This is a genomic window from Spiroplasma endosymbiont of Seladonia tumulorum (assembly GCF_964020235.1).
Taxonomy (GTDB): Bacteria; Bacillota_I; Bacilli_A; order Mycoplasmatales; family Mycoplasmataceae; genus Spiroplasma.
Genome location: NZ_OZ026545.1, coordinates 1,171,915 through 1,197,874, shown reverse-complemented (window position 1 = coordinate 1,197,874; position 25,960 = coordinate 1,171,915). Strand labels below are relative to the sequence as shown.

The following is a 25,960-nucleotide window of genomic DNA, read 5'->3' as shown; positions in this document are numbered from 1 at the left end:
TCAAAGAAAAGATTTTTTAAGATTTTATTTAGTTCCTTTACAATCTGATAAAGAAGATGTTGATGATAATTTATTAATGTTTATCTCAAATGCTCAACCAAAATATAATGATTTAAATGAATTAGTATATTGAGTTATTACTTTTAGTTATGTTAAAGATTATATTAATACTACTGGGCAAACTATTCAGCAATTTGTACAATTTTCAGCAGCAGGTGAAGGTTATGTAATACCTAAAATAATATGAGATGAATTAGGTATTCCAAAAGATTATGAAATTAATGAAAAATTTGTTGGGGATAATGGAATTAAAAGTATTCAATTAACTTTATTAGGTAATAATGGTTTTACTGCTCCTGTTATATTTGGTCGACCTATTGAAAATTTAGGGAAATGAAATGAAAAAGTATATCCTCAGCGTAGATTATTTATTGACAATTTAAAAATGCCAGTAGCAGATAGTTTAACAAAATCATCTAAACCATTAACTACTTATTTACTAACAAATGGTATTCCTGCTATTAATGGTCAATATGATAATTGATTAAAAAAACAAGGTCAATCTAACCAAGAAATTAAAAAAAATTATGAGGGTTATTTGAATACAGATAAAAAATTAACACAAGCAACTAATCCAAATAATTTAACAGTTAAAGATGTTGCTTTAAATTATAAAGGTAATAAAATTATTAAAGACTTTGATGTACGAGCAAATGGTTATTTTAAATTTAATGTTGATATTGGTCATAATATAATTAATCCAAGTAAAAATCGTGGGCAATTAAAAGACATGTTAAATTTATTTAGTGTTATGGTTAATCATATTATTAGTTTACCAATAGATATAACAGAAAGTATTGCATGAACTCAAAGAGATATTCCTATTGTTGGTAAATTTTTAAATGCAATAAGTTTAGGTATTCCGATTTATTGAAAAACTATTGATAATAATACTAATAATTTATATCCAAATATTAAGACAGGAATTCCTTTATTTATTGGTAAAGCAAATTATACTTTTTATGATGAAAGTTATTGACCTATTGTTGAAGATAGTACGCGTCCACAAGCAAAAAAACAAGGTAATATTCCCTTAGATGCATTTAGATATAATACACAAGATGAGGTTAATGATATAATCGGTGCTAGTGCAAGTAATACAAGTTGAGCATTTACTTTAACAGATAAAATAACAGCATCAATGTGATCTAAAAAATCAAAAACAGAATATGGAAAAAATTATAGAATTAGTAGTGTAATGATACCTCAATCATTTAAGGATGAAGATAGTATTTATTTAATTAATGAAGAAAGTGTATCATTACCAACAATGACAAATGAAAATTTACTAACTGATGTTGTTGGTAGTGGTCGTTATATAATTGATGCAGTTGGTTTTTATAATTTAGGTAAAACTGCATGTCGTATTTATATGTTTTCTGATGATATTGATTTATATGATCCATATTCAATTATGAGTTATTTTGTTAGTTTACAAACTACATCTTTATATAATAATTCAGTTCGAGATTGATTAACTCTTTATTCAATTAGTTTTTTAGATCAATATATTGACGATGATATCGTACACGATTGACCTGTTAAATTACCTGACCCACCACCAAGTATTAATTTCTATCCAGTACAAATTAATTTAAGTAAAGCAGATAGTAAATTAGATGCTTATGCCGAAGATAATGGCCAAGGTGGTACAAAAGACCAAAAACAACACAATCAAGACATCTTATTATTTGATTTTGAAACTTTTGGAGCAACTGAATGAAAACAAGTTCAAGATAATTATGATATTTTTAGTTTTGAAAATTTAGGAAGCATAGTTTTTGAAGCAAATAGTATTGATCCTGAATTTAATTGGTCAAAAAGACTAGAAACAAAAACTAATGTTAAAATAGAAAATATTAATGAAAGTGGATATACTGTTTTTAATAATTTAGAAGAATATCAATATCCATTTAGTCAAAGTGATGATGGTTATCATTTTAGAACACAAATTGTCTTTTATAATGAGGGTGTTAAGTTAAAAATGAGTGTTAATTATGAATTATTTATAAAAGGAAAATTAGCATTTCCAGCGAATAGAAAAATAAATGCTCACTTTTTAATAAAAACTACTTCATTCGTTAATATTAATTTAAAACAAAAATAGGGCTTTGTCCCTATTTTTTATAATTACTTTATTTAAACAATAATATTCCCGTTATCATCTATTTTTGGTGTGTCATTATTTGTAGGTTCATTATCACCCAATCATTGATAAACATTTTTAAAATATTTACCATTATCTTGTCCTCATGTATTAGGGAATTTTTTATCATCTTTTTTAATAAAAATAACTAAACCTGAATAATTTTTGCTTCCTTTTGCTAAATCAATTTCATAATCATTTGAATTATATATACTTTTAGTTTTATTATTATTTTGAAATTTAATAATATTTCACGCAGTGTTATCTCCTTTTACAACAACAAAATATCATTTATTATCATCGTTATGAAATGGTTTATTTGAAGAAAAAATTTCTTTTAAATTACCAATAATTTTATTTTCACATTTTGGCTCTTCACAACTTACTATTCCTAAGGTGCTTGTTCCAGTAATTACTAAACTACCTAAAATACTTAAAATCTTTTTCATATTATTATTTCCCTACTTTCACTAATAAAATATTATTTAAAATAAGACTATTATCACTACCTGTTATGTATCATTTTTTACTATTATTATCTTGAAAAAAATTAATAGTAATTGGATAAATTTGCCCACGATCACTTTGTTCACGGTATGTATATGTACTACCAATGTAATTTATTGGTATAATTTCGTTATGAAAAAAATATTTATTATTTCCATATAATTCAAATCTTATATTGTATTCATAATTACTATTAAAGTTTTTAATATAAAATTTATTCTCTTTTTCTTTAATAATACTTATTTCATCATCTAAATTATTTTTATTACAAGCAACTAAACTTGTTGTACTTGTCCCTACTAATGATATTGATCCAATAATACTTAAAATCTTTTTCATTTATACTAACTCTCTTTTTCTGATATTTATTAACTGGTCACATTATATATATAAGGGTAAATTGGATAATAAAAACTAAAAAAGTGCTAATAATAAGCACTTTTGTTGATATTTTGATAAATAATTATTCATAGAAAAGATTACTACAAATATTTTAAAAGAAGGATAAGTAATTTATTAAATTAAGTAAATTACTTAGTTAAATTATACAATAAAAATAAAAAATGCTATAATTAAATAGCAAGTGATGTTGCGAGTTATTCTAGGTTCTACTTGCAAACTTAAATAAAGAAAAGAAACCTTGCCAGTCAGTAGTCTGTGCAATACTATAAATAAAAAAATGAGGAAATTGTTATTTTTCCTCTTTTTTTGTTTCTTCTTCATATTTTTTTAGAAAATTAATTGCCTTTTGAATATCAGCCGTTTCAATTTCTATTTTAATTTTTGTTATATCATTACCATAATAATTTTTTACAATACTCACTTTTTTCCCCTTTCCTTAATCGTCATCATCTTAAAATGTTTTTTAAATAAGTGGTGGACAAATTTTATGGTGATGTTAAGATGGTGTCGTAAAATTAAGAAAGGAAGATAAAATATGAGTTATGAAATCTTAGTTGGTATTGGCGTTGGTGCTTGTTTTGTAGGTATTTTAGGTTATAAAGGATTATATTGATAGTTATTATCTTAATTTAGCATCAACGATTACTAATCGTAAAAATGTTACTGTTCAAAAACATAATGAAATTTTAGAAAAAAGAATTTTTGAAGATAATGCTAATTTTTTAAATCCACGTGATTTAGAAATTAGCATTTATAATCCAATTAATAATAAACAGATAGATACTAAATTAATTAATAACTTTTTAAAAATGCAAGACTTTACTAATAAGAATTGATATAACGAATATAAAATTAATAAGAATGGTACAGGTGCATATTTTATTTTTGCTAATAATTCAAAACTTAATTTTATTACCATTGATTTTTATAATGACCAGTATGATGAATTAGGTAATCTAGTATCGTGTACTTTTGATTATGACTCTTATATTAAAAATGACCAGAGTGTTTTTATTACTGAAAAATTAGAAATTAATTATGTAACTAAACAAGTAAAAGTTATTAGAAAGTTAAAAACACGATTATACAGCACTATTACCGACTTATATATTGATGATGCTAAATGAAATAACTATACAACATTGCAAAGAGAAGAAATATTACCAATTGATTTTATACCAATTGAAATTATTCCTAATAACCCTAATTTCGAACCTTCTGCTCGTTATGGTAAACAATTTGCTAGTATTTTAGATATTATTGCTGAAAAGATAATGTTGGACCCATTATTAAATAGTGGTAAATTTACTATTAATACTAACGGCGTGACTGGTGTTGTTGACCAAGAAATTAGTAAAATGTTGGCTTCATTTATTGAAAATGACTTGTTATTAGTTGAAGGAGACCCTGATAGTAATTTTCAACCAGTAGACTATATCGCTGGTAATTTTAAAGGTGAACAATTAACTAAAATATATGATTGATTATTAACTAATTACTATAAAATAAATCGTCATCATGTTCCCACAATTGCTAAGGGAGCCCAACAAACTCAGGCAGAAGTTGCTGGTGTAAATATTCAAACAAATGCATCATACGAACAAATGATATACATTAGAGAGATTAAATTAACTGAATTTATTATTAAGTTAATTAAATATGATAATGCTGTTTTAAATAGTAGAACATTCAATATTAAAAATATTGATGAGTTAATTGTTGATGTTCGCTTACCAGTAAATGCTACTTTAAACAGACAATTAAAAAACAACGAAACTATTATCAATATTCCTAATGAAGAAGGAGAACAAGAATAATGTTAAAACCATCTGAAAAAATGTTAGCAAAATTAGCAGAAAATGATGAACTAATTGATTATTCAATTGATAGTATTCCGTTAGATTTTGCTATTCAATCACAGTATAGCGACCCCGATTTAGAACAATTATTTAGTGAAGACCGTGCTAGAACCCTTTATATTTATAAAATTAATAATCTTGTTAAGACAAAGCAAAAACCAATCTTAAACTACTCTCAAAATAGCGTTTAAATAAGTTTTATTGACAAAGATGAATATATTAAAATAACTGGTTATGAAATTAGTGATTTTAATTTTAAATTACAAATTCAACAAAATACCACAGTCCAAGATAATAGCACAAGTTATGTAATGATTGATGAAAAAGATATTTTAATTAATGATATTTCAAAACAAGACAAAAAATTTTTAGAATCCTATGACTTAAAAATAGTATCTATTAATGAACCAATTACCGAAGACAACAAAAATGAATGTTATATCATTGAAGAATACAAACGCCCTTATTCACCTGATGGTGTTGATATTATTAAATCTACTCATTTAGTTAAAATAACTGACTTTAAATGAAAAAATCAAAATAGTATTCATTTAGTATTACATAAATCATTACCCGAAGATACTGTCTTTACTGGAATTGAAATTAAATATCCTAAATCAATGTTATTTGGAAATATTAAATGCTGAGGCAATGTGAATGGTGTTTATTCTTATCCACAATCAATTATTCAAAATGCTAACTTAGTACCCTTACTATCAATGCCAATTGAAACAAAACCTAATGTACGAATATTTCAATATTGATTAGGATATAGTTTTTTATCATGAGTAATTGCATTAAATTATATTGAGGAAAAGGATTGTTTAATTTTAACTAGTATAGATGATTTACCATATAATAAACAAAAAAAGTATTTAATAATGTTAGAATTGCTAGTGGAAAAATAAATTTTGCTGGAACTAGTGCAACATTTCCTTCAGAAGCCCCAAAACCAAACTGACCAGAAGGTAATCAAATAACTATAAAAGATAATGATTATGTTCAAGTAGCAAATTATTCATTAGGTACTGGTATTGGTACTCGTGATGTTGCAAAATGAGTATCAACAATTGGAAATAATAATGATAATAATTATGGTAATGTTGTTTTAGAATTTAAACAAGCACCTGTAAAAGGTAATTTAGCAGATGTATTGAAAAAAATGCTAACTTATAGATATAATTATGATAGAAAATTTGAAGGTGCTAAATATGATGAAAAAGGAAATCCTATAAATAAAATTGCTGAATTACGCCAAAAATTTGAAGGACAAAAACCAGAAAATGTTATTGATGGTTTATTTGAAGAATGAAAATTTAGAAACCCATCTTATCTTAATGATAGGGCAGTAAAAAGATTTAAACAAATTGTATACATGTTGTCAAATTATGTATATAGTAATATGGCAGTAAATAAAGGTTATAATGATGATATTAAATTAATTGCTCCGTATTATTTTGAACTAGTTTCAATACCAAATGAATCAGAAAAAGATTACTGAATATTTGAAGATTGCAGAGTTAAATTAAAATCATCATATTTTAATTTTTCTGATTTAAAAAATATTAATATAGAAAATATAAAATTAAATAATTTAAAAAATATAAATAATAATATTTCAGAAAATAAAGTTTATCAATTAGAAACAAATTTTTTTAATTGATTATCAATAACAAACGAATTAGAAACAAATAATATTCCTTCACTTATTCCGGCAGAAATTAAACTATCAGATGGAGAATATGGCAAATACTTAACTAATTTAATTATTTCTAATAATAAATTAGAAATATGTTTAGAAAAATTATTTGATTTTCATAAAGAAAGCATTATATATTCAAAATCAGAATGATTAAATTTAATTAATAATTTTGTTGAAAATAATATTAAAATACTTTTTTCACAAAATATTAATTTTTTAAGCAAAATTGAAATATCAGGAATATGAGGTTATGGAGATTATGATATTACAATTTTTACTGAAAAAGAACAAATTAATATTAATAATTTAGAATTATTTAATAAAAACAATGAAAAATTATCATTAGTTACAATAGAAATGTAAAAAAGTCATTTATTAAAATGACTTTTTTAATTTATGAAATAATCATCAGGATATTTTCTATCTCATTCTTTTGAATAAACATCTGAATTTCATGTATCTATATTAAAACTATATAAATTCATTTTTTTTCAAATTTATTGAAAAATCCTCCTAAGGCAATAGAATATAATTTATCAGGGTAACTTCCTTCAACAATTGGATTGTTTGTACAATAAAGTTTTATTGTATATTTTTGTAAATTTTTATTATCTTTTGTTTTGTATCTTATTTTCATTTTTCCAATTTTTTCACCTTTATTACAAACTATTGTAGTATTATCTCTTTCAAAAAAAGTTCTATATTTTTTGTCTTTTTCATGAGTAATTGCAGTAAGTGTAGCTAATACAATCATGCATAAAATGAAAATGGTAAATAATATTATATATATTGATATTATTTTATGTTTTTTAACTAATTTCAACAACTTCATAATAATTATCCTTTCAATATTATTTAAAGTTTTTAATCAATCTGGGCTCGCGGTGATTTTCATAATTTTATGAAAAATTACTTAAAGTTTAAAAAACTTTTGCCGCGCTTTTCAAAATACTTGGGAAAAATTCTAAGCGTTAAGCGAAGAATTTTATAAAGGTTCCCAAATTTGTTTGAAAGAACCTTAAAACTTTTTTTAACTTGTCAGTCATTTTATCACAAAAATTTAAGAAAATCAACCGCTCGTCCAATTCCTGCAAATGATTTTTATAGTCTTAATGATATAATTAAAGCATTTAAAGAAAGGAAGTATATTTAATTTTATGTATAAAAAAGGAAATAAAGTTAATGTTAAAATAACAAACATTATACCTTATGGTGCTTTTTGTAGAGCAGAAAAGGCTGATGGTTTAATTCATATTAGTGATATTTCAGATTACTTTGTTAGAGATATTAGAGGTTTTTTGATGTTGGTGATGAAATTGAAGTTGAGATACTAGATTTTAATTTAGTTAGAAAACATCTTAAATTAAGTTATAAAAATTGTCATCTTGAACTATTGAAAAATGATGATGGTAATAAAATACAAGAAAAATCACCTAGTTTAGAAAAATCATTAAATACTAATTATTTAATAAATAAAAAGTAAATAAAATTTATAAATTTTAGAAGGTTTTTAAAACCTTTTTTATATTCCCATTTTAAAACGATATGGATAAGAATCATAAAACAAAGCATCATATGGGTCATGGTACATTTTACTATCGGGTGTGTTTGTTTTGGTATCATTAAATCTTAGTTCACTAATGCACTTATCTAAAAATGGGAAGTTATCTAATATGCCATATATTTTACCTTGAACAAACATTTTTCTTATTCAGGTTACGCGATTGATTATACCTGCTTCTTTATTAAGAGATGTCTGATGTTTTTTTGCTTTAAACATCTTAATTTTATAGCCTAAATAAGGGAAAATATCTTCTTGTAATTTTTGCATAAAGTCGTGTGCATTAATATCATAATGAAATGTAGCATATTCAAAACCATCAAATTTATCAAATGTATTAATTATTCATTGCCCGTAATGTTCAACTATTTCATTTAAATTCATTGCGTTTTTTGGTGTAACAACATTTTCTTCAATTAAATATTTATCATATTCATTATTTTCATTAATTTTATAACCACTAAATAAAAACACCGTGTGGTCTTCGCTACCATTAGCATAATCCACACCAATTGAATAACTATCAAATTGATACTGTTTTGTATTGGAATTATAAAAATCTTGTAAATTATACTCTTTAATATATTTACGATAATTTCGTAAAACATAAATACTGGGGTCATTATCGTTATATTCAAATCCGTAGTATTCAAGTTCAAATAAATCAGGTTGCTCTTGTTTGTTTGTTAAAACAAGTTTTTAGTAATATCAGGTATTTTATTTCAAACAGCACCCATTGTTAATCGTAAATTAAAAATACCCAAACCATTAAATGCTTGTTTGTTTTCTGAATATACTTGATTGTGTTCTTTTAAAATATTTTTAATTCTTTCATTTAAGGGTAAATATGGGGTTACAAATTTTTCATAAAAGACATGGTATTTATCAAAAGGATTAAAAGTAAATTGATTAGAATATGTTTTATGAAAATATGTTATTACTGTTATGTATTGTTTTGCTATGTTGTCTCATTCTTAAAATGTCCAAGATAATTCTTTTACTGGAATAGGATTATCTAAATTATATTGTTCATTATCATTTTCATCAGTATATTTTTCATAAGATACTTTTAAGCTTTTTGATCTAAACATGGAAATTCGCAAATTATTATAACGTTTATCTAATTCTTTATCAGTTAAAATTTCTTTTTCTTCAGCATGTATCATTTCATCTGTTCACGCTGATATAATACCACTACCTTTACCAACTTTTCCTATAATTTTATTACCATTAGCATAACCTGCAAAAGCAATTCTCACACCACTAGGAAAAACAATTTCGCCACCTTCTTTAACATTTTTAGGTCAAACAATGCCATTTTCATTGTCGGGTCCTATATCAATCCTATATTTATCGTATAAATAATTACATACATTAATTGTATCGCCAAATGTAGTATCTTCATGGGTATTGGCATATCTTCGTAAAATGTTAGATGAAGCATCAGTAAAATTACAAGTAAAAAATAATTTTTCTGCTATGTGATTTCATGTCTTATTAGTACCACGCCCCGCTGAAACAAACTTAAAAAAAGTTGGTGAAGTAAAATATCGGGCATAACTATCACCAACAAAGTCTTTAAATACTTCTCAATCAAAACCAAAATTATAGTCACTAAAATTCAAATCATATTTTTTATTTAAATATTTATAACTAGTAATCCGTTTTTTGTTATTAATTTTGGTAAAATCCTGCATTTTTAAATAGCCTCTTTTTTTGATAAGATTATGTGAAGTATTGAGTATCATATTTTAAAATAATTTGTTTATATGAAAGGAAATTATAAAATGGAATTAAAACAAAATTTATTAGAAGATTATAAAAAAGATAAAATAATAGAAACAAACAATGAAACTAAAAATTTCTTGATTGAAAGAGATAATGAGATATTTAAATTATATCAACACGGACAAATATTACAAGGATATAAGGTGATATCAAAATTGCCAAAAACAATTAAAACAGAATATGGAGATATTCCTATTAAAAGAAGATTATATGTTAAATATGATGAAGAAAAAAAAGAAAATATAAATCGTTATCCTTTAGATGAAGAATTAGGTTTAAAAAAAAATACAAAAGAATTGAAATAAATTTAAAAAATAAATATATGTCTTTTATAGGTGATGGAAAAAGATATAAAGATATTTTACATACAACAGAGAATGCAAATATTAGTGAAAGAACAATATCTAATATTTTTAAAAATGCCGATTTAGAAGAAACCGATTACATTAGTAATAAAAATAACAATAAAATTAAAATTCCAAATAATGTTTTATATATTCAAATTGACGGAGCTTTTGAACCAATGCGAGAAAAAAATTGAAAATAAAATATTTCTTGCGACTATGCATGTCGGTGTTGATCAAGAAAAGTCAACAAAAACCAGAATAAAAATGAAAAAGAAAAAAGGCGTTTTTCAAATGATGAATAAAAATCATAAGAATAAAAATAATAAATCTAATATTGATAATTTTATTGATAAAATTTTTAAATCAATGTATAGTTATGATATTAATCAAAATACTAAAATATTAATATTAAGTGATGGTGAAAAACAAATTAAAAAAATTTATAGAGCAGTAAAAGCAAAATATAAAAATAACACTGTATCATATAGTTTAGATAAATTTCATTTATCAAATAAATTTAAACAATTATTCCCAAATCGAAATAGAATCAAAATTCATAGAATAAAATATAAATTAGCAAAAATATATTTCTTTACTGGAAATTATAAATTATTATTAGATTTTTTAATATGTCATTTACCATATGTTAATGGTAATAAAAAAATATTTTTATTAGAAACCATTGAATTAATTAAAAGTAATGAAGAAGGTATTGTAAATCAATCATTAGAATACAATATTGGTTGTCATGTTGAGGGTGATGTATCGCATTATATTAAGGCTGTTAAAGGGCGTGGCGCAAAAATATATTGTAAAGAAATATTTATCAATATGTTAATTGCTTCTATGTTAAGACTTAATAATCAAATTAATGATGAGAAAGTTGATAAAACTAATAAAAATAATAAAGAAAAAATTGAATTTAATATATTTAATTTAAATCAATTTCAAAATCAATTTTTATCTTTATAAAAAAATAAAAACCTTTTAAAATTAGCAATAACTTTAAAAAGTATTTTTTAGTGTGTCAAAATTCATAAATTTATAAATTATTTTTTCAACTAAAAATTATATTTTTAAAAAAAGTTGAATTTTTTATAAATTTTGTTATCATTCAATTATAAACGAAACTTAATTTGTTTCTAATTACTTAATTTTATTAAAAACCTAAGAATAATGAATACTACCCAATTATTGCATTTATCTTATTTGGTATTTTTTCATATTATGAACAACATGATTTTAAATATTTTATTAAAAGAATCAATTACTTTAGTTTAATATTGCCAATTTTATATATTATATTTTCATGAACCAGACTAGTGATATATGTTGAATGTCATGGTTATGCTCCAACAGATGGAAGAATAATGTGATGAAATAGCTGCAAAATTTTAAACCCCTATTTTCATCCAGTTTTAGCACCATTATTAGTACTCTTTTCAGGCATTGGAATTTATGGCGTTTCAACTTTAGTTAGTTATCTAGTATTATTTTCGTTAAGAACTAAAAAGAAACAAAAAAAGAAAAAAAGATTAACAATTGTTAATCTTTTTTTCTTTTTTATAATTCAATTAAAACTTTAATTCCTGGTCCCATTGTTGTTGTGATAGCAATATTTTTAATATATGCTCTCTTAACAGCCGCTGGTTTTGCCTTACGAATTGTTTCATAAATTACATCATAATTAGCTTTTAAATCTTCAACTTTAAATGATGCTTTTCCAATAATTGAATGAATGTTTCCATTTTTATCAACACGATATTCAACTTTTCCTTTTTTAACATCGCCAATTGCTTTAACAACATCTAGAGTAACTGTTCCTGTTTTAGGGTTCGGCATTAATCCTTTTGGCCCTAATAATTTTCCAATTTTTCCTAATTCTGCCATAATATCTGGTGTTGCGATAATAACATCATAATCAAATCAGTTTTCTTTTTGAATTTTTTCAATTAAATCTTTACCACCAACAAAATCAGCACCTGCTGCTAAAGCAGCAGCTTCCTTGCTTTTTGTTAAAACTAAGATTCGTTGTATTTTTCCTGTTCCTTTTGGTAACACAACAGCTCCACGAATTTGTTGGTCAGCATGACGTGGATCAACGTTTAAATTAAAGGCAACTTCAACGGTTGAGTCAAATTTTGTTGTTGCAGTTTGTTTTGCTAATTCAATTGCTTCTGCAATTGGGTATACTTTATTTTTATCAACTAATTCAGCAACTTTATTATATTTTTTACCAAATTTTGCCATTCTTAGTTTTTCTTCTTCTTACTTGGCATACCTTCAACAACAATCCCCATATTACGAGCAGTTCCTTCAATAATATGCATTGCTGCTTCAACATCATTTGCGTTTAAATCAACAAGTTTATATTCCGCAATTTTGCGAACTTCATCAGCTGAAATTGTTGCTACCTTTTCATTTTTTGCCTTTGCTGATCCCTTTTGGATTTTTGCTGCTTTTTTTAATAAAATCGCTGCTGGTGTTGTTTTTAATTCAAATTTAAATGTCTTATCATCAAAAGCAGTAATAACAACTGGAACAACATCACCCATTCGTTCTTTTGTTGCATCATTAAACTGTGTACAAAATTGAGGCATATTAATTCCTAATGAAGCTAATTCTGGCCCTGGTTTTGCTTGTCCTGCTTGAAATTCTAATTTTGCTATTCTTGTAATTCTTGCCACGAGCAATTTCCTCCTTTTAATTAAATTCTCGCTGTGGTCCAAACGTAATGTTACCATTACTACCACATTAAAGCATATTCTAAATAATAGAATAAATGCCTAATTAATTATAACAATAAAAAAAAAAAAAAAAAACTTTATTTTATTCAAGGGGTGAGTAAATTAAATACGGGTTTTTTCTTTTAAGGATTAATTATTGTTCCTAAATGAAACAACCCCTCTTTATTTGTTAAATTTATATTAACACATTATTTTAATAAGACGACCAAAAAGTAATAAATTTTTAAATTTACCTTATTTTAATTATTTAAAAGTATAAAAATTCTTAATATTTGCTATTACATCAATTTTATTTATTTTTGCTAATTTTAAGTATAGTAAATTTTTATATGTTTTATATGCGTAGGCTTTTGCCCCATACCCCAAAGTTGATTTAAGAAATCAAGATATATCACTCTCAGCTGAAACACCAATGTTATATTCTAATTTTTGGTTTTTAATGCCTTTACTATGATTTTTAATATATCTAACTAATTCAGTTTTGTGATAAGAATTAGCAATTTTTAATAATTTATCATACTTACCATTAATAAACAAATTATAACATTCATTATAAATATTTGTTTTTGTTTCGGTTTTTCTTCCTTTTAAAAAAGCTCTTTTTAATTCTTTCGAAAAATGAAATCGATCTAAAACATACTTAGTTCCTAAAAAAGAAGCTGTTTGTATAATTCAACCGTCACCATCACCACCAACAATAATTTTAAATTTTTCAGGTAAAATATAATATCTTTCTAATTCCATTAATATTCTTTGAACATAATCTTCGGTATTAATTTCACCTGTTTTTTGTTCTTTTAATATAACAAAACCTCTTTTATTTGCTAATACTTTTCTGTTATATTTACATTTTTTAAAATTAAAACCAGTATTAAATATGTTGTAATCCGACATCTAAAATATTTAATTTGTTTTTCTTCTTTTAATGAAACAAAACCTTCGTCCATAAAAATATAAAGACATGAATTTTCTTCTAACTTAATCTTTTCAAATTCATTAAATAAATGACTACTAAAATACTCAATATCATATTTTCTAATAACATTTGAAATTGTCATTCTAGTTAAGTTTATGTTTGGAAAACAATGTAAAATATCTTTTTGTCTTTTTCCCTCAGATAATTCTAATATTTTTAATTCTAAATTTAAAGTTAATGTTTGATATTTTAAAACTCCTATTTTTTCATCTACAAATGCTTTTTTTCTCATGAATTAGTTTCTTTATTTTATCTACGATAAATTCTTCGTAGATAAATTAATTCTCCTCATTCATCAACTATTTTTCTAGATCGTTTTTCTTTTACGAATCATCCATCTTTCTTATATTCTTTTTTAGAAAATATTTCATCATCAAGGTTTTTAATATGTTTTATAAATAAAGTTTTACTTTCTTCATATTTATTAGCAAAAAAAGAGTCAATAAAATTATCTTGTTCTTTATTTTATATGTAAAACTAAATTTACTTGCATCTTTTCAAGCAAATAAAGCTTCTCAACTTAATTTTTGTTGATAAGTTTGTAAATATCATTGGTCAAATGATTCACAATCTTTTTGTGTTGCTTGATTAACAATATCGCCGAATATTCTTTGTGGATTTTGTGCCATAATTTACTTCCTTCTTTCTATTTATTAAATACATTGTCAGTATCAATAATTTTATTTTCATCTGTTTTATTTGTTGGTACTCCACCAGTATTTACTGGTTTTAATTTCATTAAATCTTGATAATCAGATTTTAACTTAGCTTTAATTACAGCAACATCATCTTTAATATCATAATTTGTATTGCTTAAAACTTTTCTAATTTCTTCATCAAAAGTTAATGAATCAATAAAATTTCAAATATCAATTCTTTTTAACTCTTCGGCTTGTTTTTCAGAAAGTGTAACTAATTCGCTAATTCTTTGTTCTTGTTCTGATTTTAGTTTTATAAGTTCTGCATTATGTGCATCTAATTCTTCTTGATTTGCAAAAACAAATTCTGCATTTTAAATAGCTAAACTACCATCATCATTTAAAATAGCTTGATTATTGTCATCAACTAAAACATATTTTACTGCCATTTTTTAAATTCCTCCTTTTTTCATTGATGATTGTATAATGCAAAAATAAAAAATGCAGAACACAATCCGCATTTTTTATAAAAACTCCTGATTTAAAGAAGTTGTTTCATTTAGGGTGTAACATTACTGCTACTGTTAAATTATATATTATAAATTTATTTTTGATTATTTTTGGAACGAGTTCTCGGTACTTTTTTAATAATTTCAAATTTTTCAACTCTAATACAATGAAAATATTTTTTTGTTACTTTATTTAAAGTATTTCAAATACTACCAGTTACTCTAATTTCGTCATCTTTTCTTAATTTTAAAAAAGTTAATAATAAATTCGGTTCATATATTGATAAAGTAGTATAATTCATTCCGGATCAACTACATCCTGCAAAACCCGCATCAATTTCTACACCACCAGCTGTTTTGGATACAATCTTAGTTTTTATAGGATCAGAATAAATTTTAACGTCAATTATTATTTTATTTATTCATTCTCGTTTTTTCTCTACAATTTCTTTTTTTGTCACATTCTTTTTAATCGTAGAGCTAACAGCATTTTTTGTAATAGTTGTTTTCTTTTCAGTCACTGGTTTATTTTTTTATTAACTAAATTGCTTTGAACTCTTGGCATTTTTATTTGACTCCTTTTTTAGAAAATATTGTAAATGTTTTCAAGCATCTAATTCATGTTCTGACATTTTTATATTTCCTTTATAATTTAATTTTATTGTACCTCTAACATTTGGTTCTTGAATTCTTTTCAAATATTTTCTAATTTAGAAATAATTTCATTATCCTTATATTTTTTTCTAATGCTTTTAACCAAAAAAATGTTTTGATTCCACTTTTATTCCTCCTTATAACAATAAATTTTAATATTTTGTGTATGAAACTGTTTTTTTGTACGATAAACAACTTGATAAACATACTTTTTTTTAATTTCAAAAAGCGGATTATCTGGACTAACCTGATAATAATTAATTACTACATCTTCTACTGATTCATAAATACCAACTAAATCATCATTTATGTCATATATTGCATATACTAAATTTTTAGCTAATCCCATAAAATATCATTCTCATTAAAATTTATTGGTTCAGTATTATTTTTATTAGACTCTTTTTCTAGGTCATTTATTTGCCGTGAATATGCCGACTGATTACCTCTTGCTTGTTTCTCAATAAGTTTTTTTAATTCAGAACCTAAAATATGACAAGTAATAATTTTTTTATTATTTTTAAAAATAAACTCTTCATACAATTGATTTTAATAAATACCTAATCTTACCTGATTAGGAAATTTACCCGGTCAAATTAATTTTTTTGGCTGTAATCAGCTCGCACCATAAGTTTTTGGCGAAACGCAGTTTTTACAATTAAAAGTATCAAATTTTACATCTCGTATATAATTTTTATTCATATAAACATATGCAAGTTTTTGACTATATTCAATTTTAAAAACCTCCAGTCTGTTGTTAATAAAGTGTTTTTAAACATGTTATTGAACACATTATTTAACTTGTTTATTAACTTGTTAATTAACATGTTGGTGTTAGTAGAAAAAAGCATACTAAAAAAACATTTGTTAACTTTTTTGTTAATTTAATAAATTTAATTAAAAGTTTAATAAACAAGCTTGTTTTTAACAAATAAAAACGGATTTTCCCTTTTTAAAAAAACCCGTATCTTTTTTTACTCGCCCTTATTCAGGAATACTACATGTTGAAGGAATTGTACTAGTAATTCCAGCTGAAATAGCGTTAAGAAAGGCAATAGTGGCGGCAAGAGGGGAAAATAATAACGAAAGACCTGCTGAAATTCCTAAAACACTAGCAGTTTAAAACCCATAATTACTACAATCTGTTAACACATTAAAATTGTTATTAGAATGCGAACGATTACGTATTAAATCTAAATTATCTTGATATTTTTTTATTTGTTGTTTTAATTGATTAATTTCTTGCTCAATATCTGATTTTCAATAATAAATTTTTTTAACTGCAATTGAATTTTAATTATGTTAATAATATTAGTAAACTCTCGTAAATAAGTTTTTAAAGTTTCGATAGTATTAAACACTCAAAGAATTTCAGCATTATAATCAAGCTTAGAAATAACTGTATCAATTAAGAATTTAACATTATCTGAAAATTGTCTAAAATCATTTACTCAATTTTGTATTTCTTGATTTTCTAAAATTGTCTTTATTTTTTGAGATAAATTATCTTCGGTATTAAAAATTACTTTTGCTGTTAAAGCATCCTCATTTTGTCTAGTCGTAAAGCTTTTAAAACTAACAAATGCTCAATAATGTTCATTTGAATAATCATAGTTATTTATTGGAATTTTTATCTTTAAAGTAAAATTAGCATATCTTGGATATTTTTTTGGTAAGTTTTCAAAAATAGATTGTTTATTATTGTGCCTAATAACACCAAGATTAACATTATTTATCATTGCTATATAATTCTTCATTTCTTCTTCTAACTTAATTTGTCTTCTTCTATCTCGTTCTTGTTGTATTCTGTCACGTTCTTCTCGAATGTCATATTGTATAGCACCTATCAAGGGCATTACCGCTCCATTAAGAAAAATAAAAGTTAATAAACTAAATATTTTTTTCATATTTTATTTTCTCCTTACTCATTATTTAATTCAAATAATATTATGTGACTATTAAACTAATAGGTTTTCTTATCTTGATAATTGTTATTATATTATATAGTGTTTACATAACATTTAATGTAATTTATACATAATTTGGTCTTTCATATATTATTACTTAATTGTTAATATACTATAAATTCCAAACATTTTGTTATCTAATTTATAAATTTAAATTAAATAACAAAAAAAATAAGAAAGTTGTTTAATTTCTTTATTTTTTAAATTATTAAATATCTTCTTTATAAATATTTATGTCATTTAAAAAATATGAAAACTTTTTACTGTAAACAATAATGCTTTTGAATTATATTAAATTATATATAAAAAATTATAAAAAGAGGAAAAATGACAACTAATAACATAACTTCATATAAATACAATAATGAAAAAGAAAGAACTAATTCTAAAATAGAAAATAATAGTGCTTGTTTGTCAGATTTATGTAAAATTGGAGCAATTTTGGACATAATAAGTGTTGGAGCTTTGATAATTGTTAACTTCTTAAAGTTAATTTTAAAATATAGTAGCGGTGAGTTTTATTTATGCCAACGAAAACAATAGATAAAAACAATTATTAATTAAAAAATATTGTTAATTTTAAATAAATATGATAAGGTAAATATTGTAAATGATTTTGAAAATGTAATATTTTTAAAATAAATGGCTTAATTAATAATTAAATCTAATAAGGAAATTTTAATATGGAATTTACATCAGAAATGAAAAACCATCTAAAAAAATATATAAATCATTTTAAAAGGTCTTAATTCTTTTTTTTACAACACTTGGCTTTAATAAAAAAGAATCTGAAAAAATGGCAAGTTTTACTTGCAAAAATGTAACAAAAAATTGAAAACAAATGGGAATTAATGAAAATGTAATAAATGAATGAAGTTCAATTACTACAGATGCTTCAAGAGAAGGGAAAAAACATCAAATTTCTTTGCCCCAAACAGGACAAGCAGAATTACAAAAGATGATTGATAAAAATGGTAGACTTGTGCCAATCCAATTACACATATCAACAAATAACATTAACAGTCCTGCGACAAAAATTAATCCAATTCCTAAACCACAAAGAATAAAAGATATTCAAAAAATTTATACAGAATTTAATCAAACCGAACAAAATCAAGAACTTGAACAAGAAAAATAGAACAATGATTTTGTTCTTTTTGTTTTATTACTATAAAGTTTATTTATAAATAAAAAAATGATATTAAAATAATTTTAATATCATTTCTTAATAGCATTAAATTTTTACTCGTGAACAAAAATCCATCCTAATGCTCCAACTCCAATAAAAAGATTAGGAATGGCCCCTAAATACGTTCAGGGTGATTGATAATCTGCTTTTACAAAAAATCCAACTAAGAAAATTACTGCTAAACCAGTAATGGCAAGTGCTCATAATAATGATCAAAAGCCTGGTTTAACTGATAGCGGAACTAAAATATACAAAATTCCTAAAAGCAATAAAACTGGTCAACTTGTGTCTCATCCGTAAATTGAAGTTTTTGTTGGAACGCCAGCAGCGAATAAAATGCCAATAATAATAATTCAAGCTGCGCCAATAAACATTAAAATTTTTGGTCATGTTAATGTCTTAATAATTTCATCTCCTTCCAAGATAATTATAAATAATTATACAATAAAATTATGAAATTATTTTGGCATTTTTATAACCTTTATTATTAAAAGAATTTCAATTTCGCGATGTTAAATATGTCAAAACATCAGTCACACGAAAAGTATTATTAATTGCAGGAATTAGTTGTGGTGAAATATATTGGGTCTTATTTTCACCAATGATTTTAAAATAAAAACCTCAGTGGGGTAATCGGTATTTTATTTTATTAAAACTATTATTTATTCAATCTTCTTGATAATTTAGATCTATTCGAAATACACTTTGAGCCTTAGTTTTTGACACTCTAATTGAGCCTTTACTAACAAGGCTTAATGGAATATTCATTCCCACTTGAATTTTATTTTCAGTGCTACTTCAAACTCCATATATTGCCTTCTGGATTTCCGTCTGCAATAAAACATCCCAACGGTTAGAATTTCATCAAACAAATTGTTTTCCATCCACTTCTTGCACTGGATGAGAATCACGAATTGTTCCTCATTGTTCAAACTCTTTTTGAAATCGGTCATTTAGTTGCTTCATATTTTTATTATTTTTAAGATCTTTTCATTTATCTTGTGCCATTATTGTATAACAATTAACAGGGGTATTTTGCGTCAAAAAGGAATTAGAAATATAAACATTATCATCATAAGTTTTTGCAAATGTTATTGGCTCATAAAGATGTGTTACATCTTGCATATAAGCAGTATCACCAAACTGTAATTTTTGCATTACTTCATCAAGACTTACAACATTTTTAAAATAAAGATAAATATGTGCTTCTTGATTAAGATCTAACCAATCTTTTTGTTGGAAGGTACTTGATGTAGTTGGTAAATAATAATTATTATAACCAACTGAAAATTCTTCATTTTCCTCTGTCTTCATTTGATAAATTCAATTTGGATCACAATAGGAAAGCGATTGATCAACATTTTTACAAGAAATTGTTGTTAATGTTGGTGAAAAAAATATAGAACTTAGGAATAGTAATAATATTTTTTTCATTTTCTTATTTTTTTCTAGCAAATTAACAATGAACAATTTAATTCTAGTTGCAGTAAATTAAAAAACATTCCCCAACATGTTTTTTATATAACAATCACTAAATTATTTATTTACAAAATAATTACATGACTCACACCCAGGAGTTATATAATAAGACTAATTAAATTTAGAAAGGTCTACTGGTTTAATTTCATCCTACTAACCGCCTTCCCAAAAGTTTTCCTTTCAGTGGCTAATGTGGCTTTCGTCAATATCACAGTTGCTGGGACAGCTCAAGATTCGCACTCAATTCCCTAACTCTAAATAACTATTTATTAAATTGTCTAAAATTATCATACCACATTTTTTAGTTATCTTTATAATAATTAATAACAAAAATAAAAATAAAAAAAGTAAAACTTCAACTTAAACTAACTAGCAAAGGTAGTCAAATATTATGTAAATCAGAAAAATATGTTAAATTAGGATATAAATTAGAGTCTAAAATTCACGCAGGAACATTTCAAAAACAAGCACTACCCATAATTGATGATGGATAACTTAACGGCAACAAGTAACCAATAATATTTAAAAATTTGTCACTACGCACAACACCAATTGGAAAAAATAATCCCGATAAAAAAGCAAATAATAAAAAAATAAAATTGCTACCACTAAAATAACCTTTAAATCATTTAAAAAAGCGCAATTAAAATACCAATTAAAGATGTTAAAAAAGAACTTAATATAATTGCTCAAAATAATGCAAGTCAATTAATTTATTCAATATAAATTCCTTCACCATAACTAAAAAAAGCAATTAAAAATAACCAAAGTGAACCAATTAAACTAATAATTAAATTAATTGCAGCAATTAAAACTAAAATTAATTGATAAATTGAAGCTTTTAATAAATGCAATTGGCGTGCAAAAGTAGTTTTTCGAAATTCATAAAAAGCAATTGCTAAATCAAGAATACCACTAAGAACCCCCACTAATAAAATTGACCCTGGTAACGATAAATAACTAGCATTACTATTAAACATATTAGTCACACGAATGCTAATAAAATATAAAATAACTGGTAAAACAAATGTTACTAAATAAGTATGTCATGATGTAAATCAATATTTACTAACAACACGTAATAATGGTAAGTTCATTCTGACTCCTTAATTTTTATGCACTAATAATAATTTCTATTTTAACATCGTGTTCTTCAACTGGCAAAGGGGTTGGCACTAACTGTTCAATAAATGCTAACCCAATCACAAGATGATAATAATTTTTTAAAAACCGATCATAATAGCCTTTCCCATATCCTAATCGAAAATTGTTTTGATCAAAAGCAACGATTGGAACAACAAGAACATCAATTTTTTCTGCATCAATTATTGGCAATGAATTTAATGGTTCATAAAGACCAAAACGTGAATTAAATTCTAAATCAGTTGTTAAATTGGTAATATGATAAAATTTTAAATTATTACCATCCATTCGTGGTAATAAAACATTAATTTTTAATGCAAATAATTGTTTAATAATAAAAATAGTATTAACTTCATTTTTGATTGAATAATAAAGAGCAATTGTTTTACTATTTTGTACACCCGGATGTTGAAAAAAAGTATTAAAAATCTGAGTTTCTTTTTGCTGTCGTAACTCAGATGAAATCTTGCTTCTTACAAGCAATTTTTCTTGTCGAATTTCTTGTTTAGCAAGAATTATCATTAACCAACACTACCTTCCATATCCATTTTAATTAACTGATTTAATTCAACTGCATATTCCATTGGTAATTCTCTTGTAAATGGTTCTAAAAATCCCATAATAATCATTTCCAAAGCTTCTTGTTCTGATAAACCGCGACTTTGTAAATAAAATAATTGTTCCTCAGAAACTTTACTTACTGTTTCTTCATGCTCAATTTGTGATTCATTATTATAAACTTTATTCTGAGGAATTGTATCGGAATGTGATTTTCCATCTAGAATTAGAGTATCACATTCAACCCCAGCTTTTGAATACTGTGCTTTTGGTCCAATATGAACTAACCCACGATAGTTTGCTGTCCCACCATTAAAAGTCATTGATTTAGAAATAATTTTAGAAGAAGTATTTTTTCCCAAATGAATCATTTTTGAACCAGCATCTTGAATAACATTTTCCTTTGCTACCGCAATTGAAATACATTGTCCTTTACTATTATTTCCTTTTAAAATAACACTCGGATACTTCATATTAATTTTTGATCCAATATTACCATCAATTCATTCCATTTGACCATTTTCATCAACAATGCTACGCTTTGTTACTAAATTTAAAACATTATCACTCCAGTTTTGAACAGTTGTATAACGCATTTTTGCATTTTTTCCCACAAAAATTTCAACAATAGCAGCATGTAAAGAGAATCACGAGAATAAATTAGTGCTGTGCATCCTTCAATATAGTGTAATTCTGCATCATCATCAACAATAATTAATGTGCGTTCAAACTGACCACTATTCTGATAATTAATCCGGAAATAAGCCTGCAATGGTTTTTCTAATTTAACTCCCTTTGGAACAAAAATAAATGATCCACCTGATCAAACAGCTCCATTTAAAGCAGCATATTTATTATCTGTATTTGGTACTAATGTTCCAAAATATTTTTTAAATAACGCTGGATGTTGACGTAATGCGGTATCACAATCTAAAAAAATAATTCCTTTTTTTTCAACTTCTTTTAACATACTTCCATAAACTGGCTTACTATTATATTGAGCTTTAATTCCAGCTAAATATTCACGTTCGGCTTCTGGTAAACCTAACCGGTCAAAGGTTTTTTTAATTTTTTCAGGAACCTCATCTCATTTTGTTACAATATGTTCTGTTGGTTTAATATAATAAATATACTCATTAAAATCCATAAATTCTAAGTTTGGCCCTCAACTTGGATTTTTTATTTTTAAAAAATTATGATATGACTGTAACCGATATTCTCGCATTCAATCTGGTTCATTTTTATGATCTGAAATTTCATTAATAATTGTTTCATTAAGACCTTTCCCAGTATTATAGTAAGAAATATCTCCATCATTTAAACCATATTTATAACTAGAAATTTCTTTAATTTCTTTTTCTTGCTTTAATTTTGGCATTAATAAGACCTCCTTTGGCATTAATCATTATCTGTTTTTAATAAATCTAATAATAATGTTTGAAAACCAGTAACACCAATTGTTGCACATTTAATTCGATTAGGTTGTTTTGCAATATTAATAAAAGCAATTAAATCGTTTAACTTGTTCTCATCATATTGTTTGTCAAAAACCATTGCTAAATAATTTTCAATAATTGCTAAACCATCCTTCATTGTTTTTCCTTCTAGTTCTTGCGCCATAATGTCACTTGATGCTGTTGAAATTGCACAACCAACACCGTCAAACCGAACACTTATAATTTTATTCCCTTCAATCATTAATTCTAAATAAATATCATCAATACATGATTCAGAAGCTTGATGAATTGAATAAACTGTTGGTTTCTTTGTTAAACCTTTGTATTGTGGTTCTGAATAATGGTCCATAATAATTTGTCGTAAAAACATTGGGTCATTTTTATTAAATTCCATTTAAACCAACCTTCCTAAAAAATCTTTCTCATTTGCAAGTGCCGATACTAACAAATCAATATCTTCATAACTATTATAAATTGAAAAACCAGCTCTAATTGTATTTTTCTCTGGAATAACAGTACCAATTAACCGCGCACAATGATCACCACTCCGAACAGTAATCTTATTGCGGCTTCCTAAATGCATTGTAACATCCTGACAAAAAACATTTTTAATATTAAAAACTAATGTTGGTCCCTTGCTATCAGGATTATAAATTATTGCTTTATCTTTTAATTTTTTATTAAACTGTTGAATTGCATATTGTTTTAACTGATGATTATATTTAATAATTTCTGTTAAAGTAAGGCTATTAACAAAATCAATTGCTGCTCCAAAACCAAAAATATCAGCAATATTAGCTGAACCCGCTTCTAACCGGTCTGGTAATTTTTTTAAACTATAATCTAAACCATTACTATCAATTCGAGTATTCATACCACCGCCAACAATTAACGGCTGTAATTGTAGCAATAATTCTTCTTTTCCTCATAAAATCCCAATTCCAGTTGGACCAAAAATTTTATGGGCTGAAAAAGTAATAAAATCAGCATTTCACTTTTGAACATCAGTCGGCATATGAATAACACCCTGTGCACAATCAATCACAACAATTATTTCCGGATTAATTTTTTTAATCATTGTAACAATTGATGTTGGATCATTTTCATACCCTAAAATATTTGGCACATTAGCAAAAGAAACAATCTTTGTTTTGGCAGTAATAACTGTTGCTAATTGTTTTAAATCAATTTGAAAATTTATTTCTGGTAAAAACTTAACAACTGCTTTTTTTTCTTGTGCCATCCGATATCATGGTAAAATATTTGCACCATGTTCTTGTTTTGTAATTAGAACCTCATCACCCGCTGTAATCTTTGAACTTAAACCATATGCAATTTGGTTTAATCCATAAGTTGCTCCAGGGACAAAAATAACTTCTGAAACCTTTTTAGCATTAATAAAATGCTGAAGTTTCTGACGAACAAGTTCATATTGAACATTTGTTTTATATCCTAAATCACTATCAGTATTATGCGGATTAGTTCCATAATTTGTATAATAATCATTAATAGCATCAATAACAACTTGTGGTTTTAAGCTAGTAGCAGCACTATCAAGAAAAATTTGCTCAGAATTATTTTTTAAAAAAGGGAATTGTTTTTTAATTTCTCTATAATCAATCATCGTTTTTCTCCAATTTCTGTATCAATCAATTTCATCAATAATATTTTTTTGTAATTCCTCATCCTCAATTGCATCAATCACATTTTTAAAATAACCCATACAAATTAATTTTCGAGCCTGCGTTATTGTCAAACCTTTTGTTTGTAAATAAAAGATTTGCTCTGGGTCTAGCATCCCAACCACATTAGCATGACTTGCTTTAATATTATTTTTATCAATTAACAAAATCGGATCAGAAATTGCTTTTGAAGTTTTATCAAAAACTAGTAATCGTAATTCATGATGAGCTTCTGATTTACCCATTGTTTTTTTAATATGGCTAGTACATTTAACAGTTTGTAATGAATTATCTTTTGCAATTGAGTAAGTTTTAATTTCACTTTCGGTTGCTGGGGCTAAATGATGAGCATAAATAATCGCATTTTTATGATATTCATGTGTTGACAGACTTGCCAAATAATATTTAATAGCACTACGTTTACCTCGCAAATTGAAGGTAATGTTCTCAGTAATACTACTATTAACAATATTTAAGTGATAAATATTAACTTGTGCTTTTTCTAATAAGTTATAAAAAAGATTAGCTATTTGTTCACATTCACTATTTTTGTAAATATTAATAATATTAATTTGACTATTAGCAGGAA

Annotated in this window: 34 protein-coding genes, 1 pseudogene and 1 riboswitch; of the genes and pseudogenes, 11 read left to right on the top strand and 24 right to left on the bottom strand. The window is 24.9% G+C overall.

The window, feature by feature from the left end:
- Nucleotides 1-76 precede the first annotated feature (76 nt).
- Nucleotides 77-2,167 (top strand): hypothetical protein, encoded by a 2,091-nt coding sequence (locus AACL22_RS07620; RefSeq protein ID WP_338991000.1) that lies wholly within the window; start codon nt 77-79, stop codon nt 2,165-2,167.
- Between the two features lie 32 nt (nt 2,168-2,199).
- On the opposite strand, the gene AACL22_RS07615 is transcribed toward AACL22_RS07620, so the two are convergent.
- The 3 genes from AACL22_RS07615 to AACL22_RS07605 form a co-directional block, all read right to left on the bottom strand.
- Nucleotides 2,200-2,655, bottom strand: coding sequence for a lipoprotein (locus AACL22_RS07615; RefSeq protein WP_338990997.1), 456 nt, complete (start codon nt 2,653-2,655; stop codon nt 2,200-2,202).
- A 4-nt stretch (nt 2,656-2,659) separates the two neighbouring features.
- Entirely contained in the window at nt 2,660-3,052 is a 393-nt protein-coding gene (locus tag AACL22_RS07610) for a lipoprotein (protein ID WP_338990994.1), read from the bottom strand.
- Between the two features lie 352 nt (nt 3,053-3,404).
- Nucleotides 3,405-3,536: a hypothetical protein gene (locus AACL22_RS07605; protein WP_338990991.1), complete on the bottom strand. Its 132-nt coding sequence runs from the start codon at nt 3,534-3,536 to the stop codon at nt 3,405-3,407.
- A gap of 388 nt (nt 3,537-3,924) precedes the next feature.
- Here AACL22_RS07605 and AACL22_RS07600 point away from each other — a divergent pair, with 388 nt between their 5' ends.
- The 4 genes from AACL22_RS07600 (at nt 3,925) to AACL22_RS07585 (ending at nt 7,039) form a co-directional block, all read left to right on the top strand.
- Nucleotides 3,925-4,932 carry a hypothetical protein gene (locus AACL22_RS07600; RefSeq protein ID WP_338990989.1) on the top strand — a complete coding sequence of 336 codons (1,008 nt, stop codon included), beginning with the start codon at nt 3,925-3,927 and terminating at the stop codon, nt 4,930-4,932.
- On the top strand, nt 4,932-5,165 hold the full coding sequence (locus tag AACL22_RS07595) for a hypothetical protein (protein WP_338990363.1): 234 nt from the start codon (nt 4,932-4,934) through the stop codon (nt 5,163-5,165). The genes AACL22_RS07600 and AACL22_RS07595 overlap by 1 nt, the downstream gene beginning before the upstream one ends.
- 120 nt (nt 5,166-5,285) lie before the next feature.
- Nucleotides 5,286-5,882: a hypothetical protein gene (locus AACL22_RS07590; RefSeq protein WP_338990986.1), complete on the top strand. Its 597-nt coding sequence runs from the start codon at nt 5,286-5,288 to the stop codon at nt 5,880-5,882.
- Nucleotides 5,883-6,136: 254 nt separating this feature from the next.
- Nucleotides 6,137-7,039 (top strand): hypothetical protein, encoded by a 903-nt coding sequence (locus AACL22_RS07585; protein WP_338990985.1) that lies wholly within the window; start codon nt 6,137-6,139, stop codon nt 7,037-7,039.
- Nucleotides 7,040-7,136: 97 nt separating this feature from the next.
- On the opposite strand, the gene AACL22_RS07580 is transcribed toward AACL22_RS07585, so the two are convergent.
- Entirely contained in the window at nt 7,137-7,508 is a 372-nt protein-coding gene (locus tag AACL22_RS07580; protein ID WP_338990984.1) for a hypothetical protein, read from the bottom strand.
- Nucleotides 7,509-7,833: 325 nt separating this feature from the next.
- Here AACL22_RS07580 and AACL22_RS07575 point away from each other — a divergent pair, with 325 nt between their 5' ends.
- A complete protein-coding gene (locus tag AACL22_RS07575; protein WP_338990982.1) occupies nt 7,834-8,010 on the top strand; it encodes a S1 RNA-binding domain-containing protein in 177 nt (58 codons plus the stop codon).
- 188 nt (nt 8,011-8,198) lie between these two features.
- Here the strand turns inward: AACL22_RS07575 and AACL22_RS07570 are convergent, their stop codons facing one another.
- Both AACL22_RS07570 and AACL22_RS07565 read right to left on the bottom strand, forming a co-directional pair.
- Nucleotides 8,199-8,744 (bottom strand): hypothetical protein, encoded by a 546-nt coding sequence (locus AACL22_RS07570; RefSeq protein ID WP_338990979.1) that lies wholly within the window; start codon nt 8,742-8,744, stop codon nt 8,199-8,201.
- Nucleotides 8,745-9,211: 467 nt separating this feature from the next.
- The gene (locus AACL22_RS07565; RefSeq protein ID WP_338990976.1) at nt 9,212-9,934 is read right to left on the bottom strand and encodes a hypothetical protein; all 723 of its coding nucleotides are present in this window, start codon (nt 9,932-9,934) and stop codon (nt 9,212-9,214) included.
- A gap of 90 nt (nt 9,935-10,024) precedes the next feature.
- Here AACL22_RS07565 and AACL22_RS07560 point away from each other — a divergent pair, with 90 nt between their 5' ends.
- From AACL22_RS07560 to AACL22_RS07550, 3 genes are all read left to right on the top strand, one after another.
- Entirely contained in the window at nt 10,025-10,330 is a 306-nt protein-coding gene (locus AACL22_RS07560) for a hypothetical protein (RefSeq protein WP_338990973.1), read from the top strand.
- A gap of 17 nt (nt 10,331-10,347) precedes the next feature.
- The gene (locus tag AACL22_RS07555) at nt 10,348-10,572 is read left to right on the top strand and encodes a hypothetical protein (RefSeq protein ID WP_338990971.1); all 225 of its coding nucleotides are present in this window, start codon (nt 10,348-10,350) and stop codon (nt 10,570-10,572) included.
- Nucleotides 10,573-10,636: 64 nt separating this feature from the next.
- Entirely contained in the window at nt 10,637-11,344 is a 708-nt protein-coding gene (locus AACL22_RS07550) for a hypothetical protein (protein ID WP_338990969.1), read from the top strand.
- Between the two features lie 591 nt (nt 11,345-11,935).
- Here the strand turns inward: AACL22_RS07550 and rplA are convergent.
- The 10 genes from rplA to AACL22_RS07500 form a co-directional block, all read right to left on the bottom strand.
- Entirely contained in the window at nt 11,936-12,622 is a 687-nt protein-coding gene (rplA, locus tag AACL22_RS07545; RefSeq protein WP_338990966.1) for a 50S ribosomal protein L1, read from the bottom strand.
- Between the two features lie 2 nt (nt 12,623-12,624).
- A complete protein-coding gene (rplK, locus tag AACL22_RS07540; RefSeq protein ID WP_422397483.1) occupies nt 12,625-13,116 on the bottom strand; it encodes a 50S ribosomal protein L11 in 492 nt (163 codons plus the stop codon).
- Nucleotides 13,117-13,362: 246 nt separating this feature from the next.
- Entirely contained in the window at nt 13,363-14,013 is a 651-nt protein-coding gene (locus AACL22_RS07535) for a UPF0236 family transposase-like protein (protein WP_338990961.1), read from the bottom strand.
- Nucleotides 13,944-14,327, bottom strand: a complete 384-nt coding sequence (locus tag AACL22_RS07530; RefSeq protein WP_338990958.1) for a hypothetical protein — start codon at nt 14,325-14,327, stop codon at nt 13,944-13,946. The genes AACL22_RS07535 and AACL22_RS07530 overlap by 70 nt, the downstream gene beginning before the upstream one ends.
- Before the next feature lie 160 nt (nt 14,328-14,487).
- Nucleotides 14,488-14,724, bottom strand: coding sequence for a hypothetical protein (locus tag AACL22_RS07525; RefSeq protein ID WP_338990956.1), 237 nt, complete (start codon nt 14,722-14,724; stop codon nt 14,488-14,490).
- Between the two features lie 613 nt (nt 14,725-15,337).
- Nucleotides 15,338-15,763, bottom strand: coding sequence for a hypothetical protein (locus tag AACL22_RS07520; protein ID WP_338990953.1), 426 nt, complete (start codon nt 15,761-15,763; stop codon nt 15,338-15,340).
- Nucleotides 15,764-16,023: 260 nt separating this feature from the next.
- A complete protein-coding gene (locus AACL22_RS07515; protein ID WP_338990950.1) occupies nt 16,024-16,245 on the bottom strand; it encodes a hypothetical protein in 222 nt (73 codons plus the stop codon).
- Nucleotides 16,236-16,439, bottom strand: coding sequence for a hypothetical protein (locus tag AACL22_RS07510; protein WP_338990947.1), 204 nt, complete (start codon nt 16,437-16,439; stop codon nt 16,236-16,238). The genes AACL22_RS07515 and AACL22_RS07510 overlap by 10 nt, the downstream gene beginning before the upstream one ends.
- A gap of 6 nt (nt 16,440-16,445) precedes the next feature.
- Nucleotides 16,446-16,598, bottom strand: coding sequence for a hypothetical protein (locus AACL22_RS07505; protein WP_338990945.1), 153 nt, complete (start codon nt 16,596-16,598; stop codon nt 16,446-16,448).
- Nucleotides 16,599-17,122: 524 nt separating this feature from the next.
- A complete protein-coding gene (locus AACL22_RS07500) occupies nt 17,123-17,803 on the bottom strand; it encodes a hypothetical protein (RefSeq protein WP_338990943.1) in 681 nt (226 codons plus the stop codon).
- Between the two features lie 387 nt (nt 17,804-18,190).
- On the opposite strand from AACL22_RS07500, the gene AACL22_RS07495 reads away from it, so the two are divergent.
- Together AACL22_RS07495 and AACL22_RS07490 are read left to right on the top strand one after the other, a co-directional pair.
- On the top strand, nt 18,191-18,406 hold the full coding sequence (locus tag AACL22_RS07495) for a hypothetical protein (protein ID WP_338990940.1): 216 nt from the start codon (nt 18,191-18,193) through the stop codon (nt 18,404-18,406).
- Nucleotides 18,407-18,659: 253 nt separating this feature from the next.
- On the top strand, nt 18,660-19,001 hold the full coding sequence (locus tag AACL22_RS07490; protein ID WP_338990937.1) for a hypothetical protein: 342 nt from the start codon (nt 18,660-18,662) through the stop codon (nt 18,999-19,001).
- A 104-nt stretch (nt 19,002-19,105) separates the two neighbouring features.
- On the opposite strand, the gene AACL22_RS07485 is transcribed toward AACL22_RS07490, so the two are convergent.
- From AACL22_RS07485 to AACL22_RS07445, 8 genes and pseudogenes are all read right to left on the bottom strand, one after another.
- Nucleotides 19,106-19,474: a hypothetical protein gene (locus tag AACL22_RS07485; protein WP_114565500.1), complete on the bottom strand. Its 369-nt coding sequence runs from the start codon at nt 19,472-19,474 to the stop codon at nt 19,106-19,108.
- Between the two features lie 28 nt (nt 19,475-19,502).
- Nucleotides 19,503-20,366: a hypothetical protein gene (locus tag AACL22_RS07480; protein ID WP_338990929.1), complete on the bottom strand. Its 864-nt coding sequence runs from the start codon at nt 20,364-20,366 to the stop codon at nt 19,503-19,505.
- Between the two features lie 272 nt (nt 20,367-20,638).
- A riboswitch (cobalamin riboswitch) is annotated at nt 20,639-20,828 on the bottom strand.
- A gap of 4 nt (nt 20,829-20,832) precedes the next feature.
- Nucleotides 20,833-21,174, bottom strand: a complete 342-nt coding sequence (locus tag AACL22_RS07475; protein ID WP_338990926.1) for a hypothetical protein — start codon at nt 21,172-21,174, stop codon at nt 20,833-20,835.
- A 70-nt stretch (nt 21,175-21,244) separates the two neighbouring features.
- Nucleotides 21,245-21,628, bottom strand: a complete 384-nt coding sequence (locus AACL22_RS07470) for a hypothetical protein (protein WP_338990924.1) — start codon at nt 21,626-21,628, stop codon at nt 21,245-21,247.
- Between the two features lie 16 nt (nt 21,629-21,644).
- Nucleotides 21,645-22,196 (bottom strand): 5-formyltetrahydrofolate cyclo-ligase, encoded by a 552-nt coding sequence (locus AACL22_RS07465; RefSeq protein WP_338990921.1) that lies wholly within the window; start codon nt 22,194-22,196, stop codon nt 21,645-21,647.
- Nucleotides 22,196-23,610 (bottom strand): annotated as a pseudogene (sufB, locus tag AACL22_RS13830) (Fe-S cluster assembly protein SufB). Before sufB ends, AACL22_RS07465 begins: the two are co-directional and overlap by 1 nt.
- 20 nt (nt 23,611-23,630) lie before the next feature.
- Nucleotides 23,631-24,083, bottom strand: coding sequence for a Fe-S cluster assembly sulfur transfer protein SufU (gene sufU / locus AACL22_RS07450; protein ID WP_338990912.1), 453 nt, complete (start codon nt 24,081-24,083; stop codon nt 23,631-23,633).
- Nucleotides 24,084-25,928, bottom strand: coding sequence for an aminotransferase class V-fold PLP-dependent enzyme (locus tag AACL22_RS07445; protein WP_338993038.1), 1,845 nt, complete (start codon nt 25,926-25,928; stop codon nt 24,084-24,086). It abuts the gene before it with no gap.
- Nucleotides 25,929-25,960: the final 32 nt, after the last annotated feature.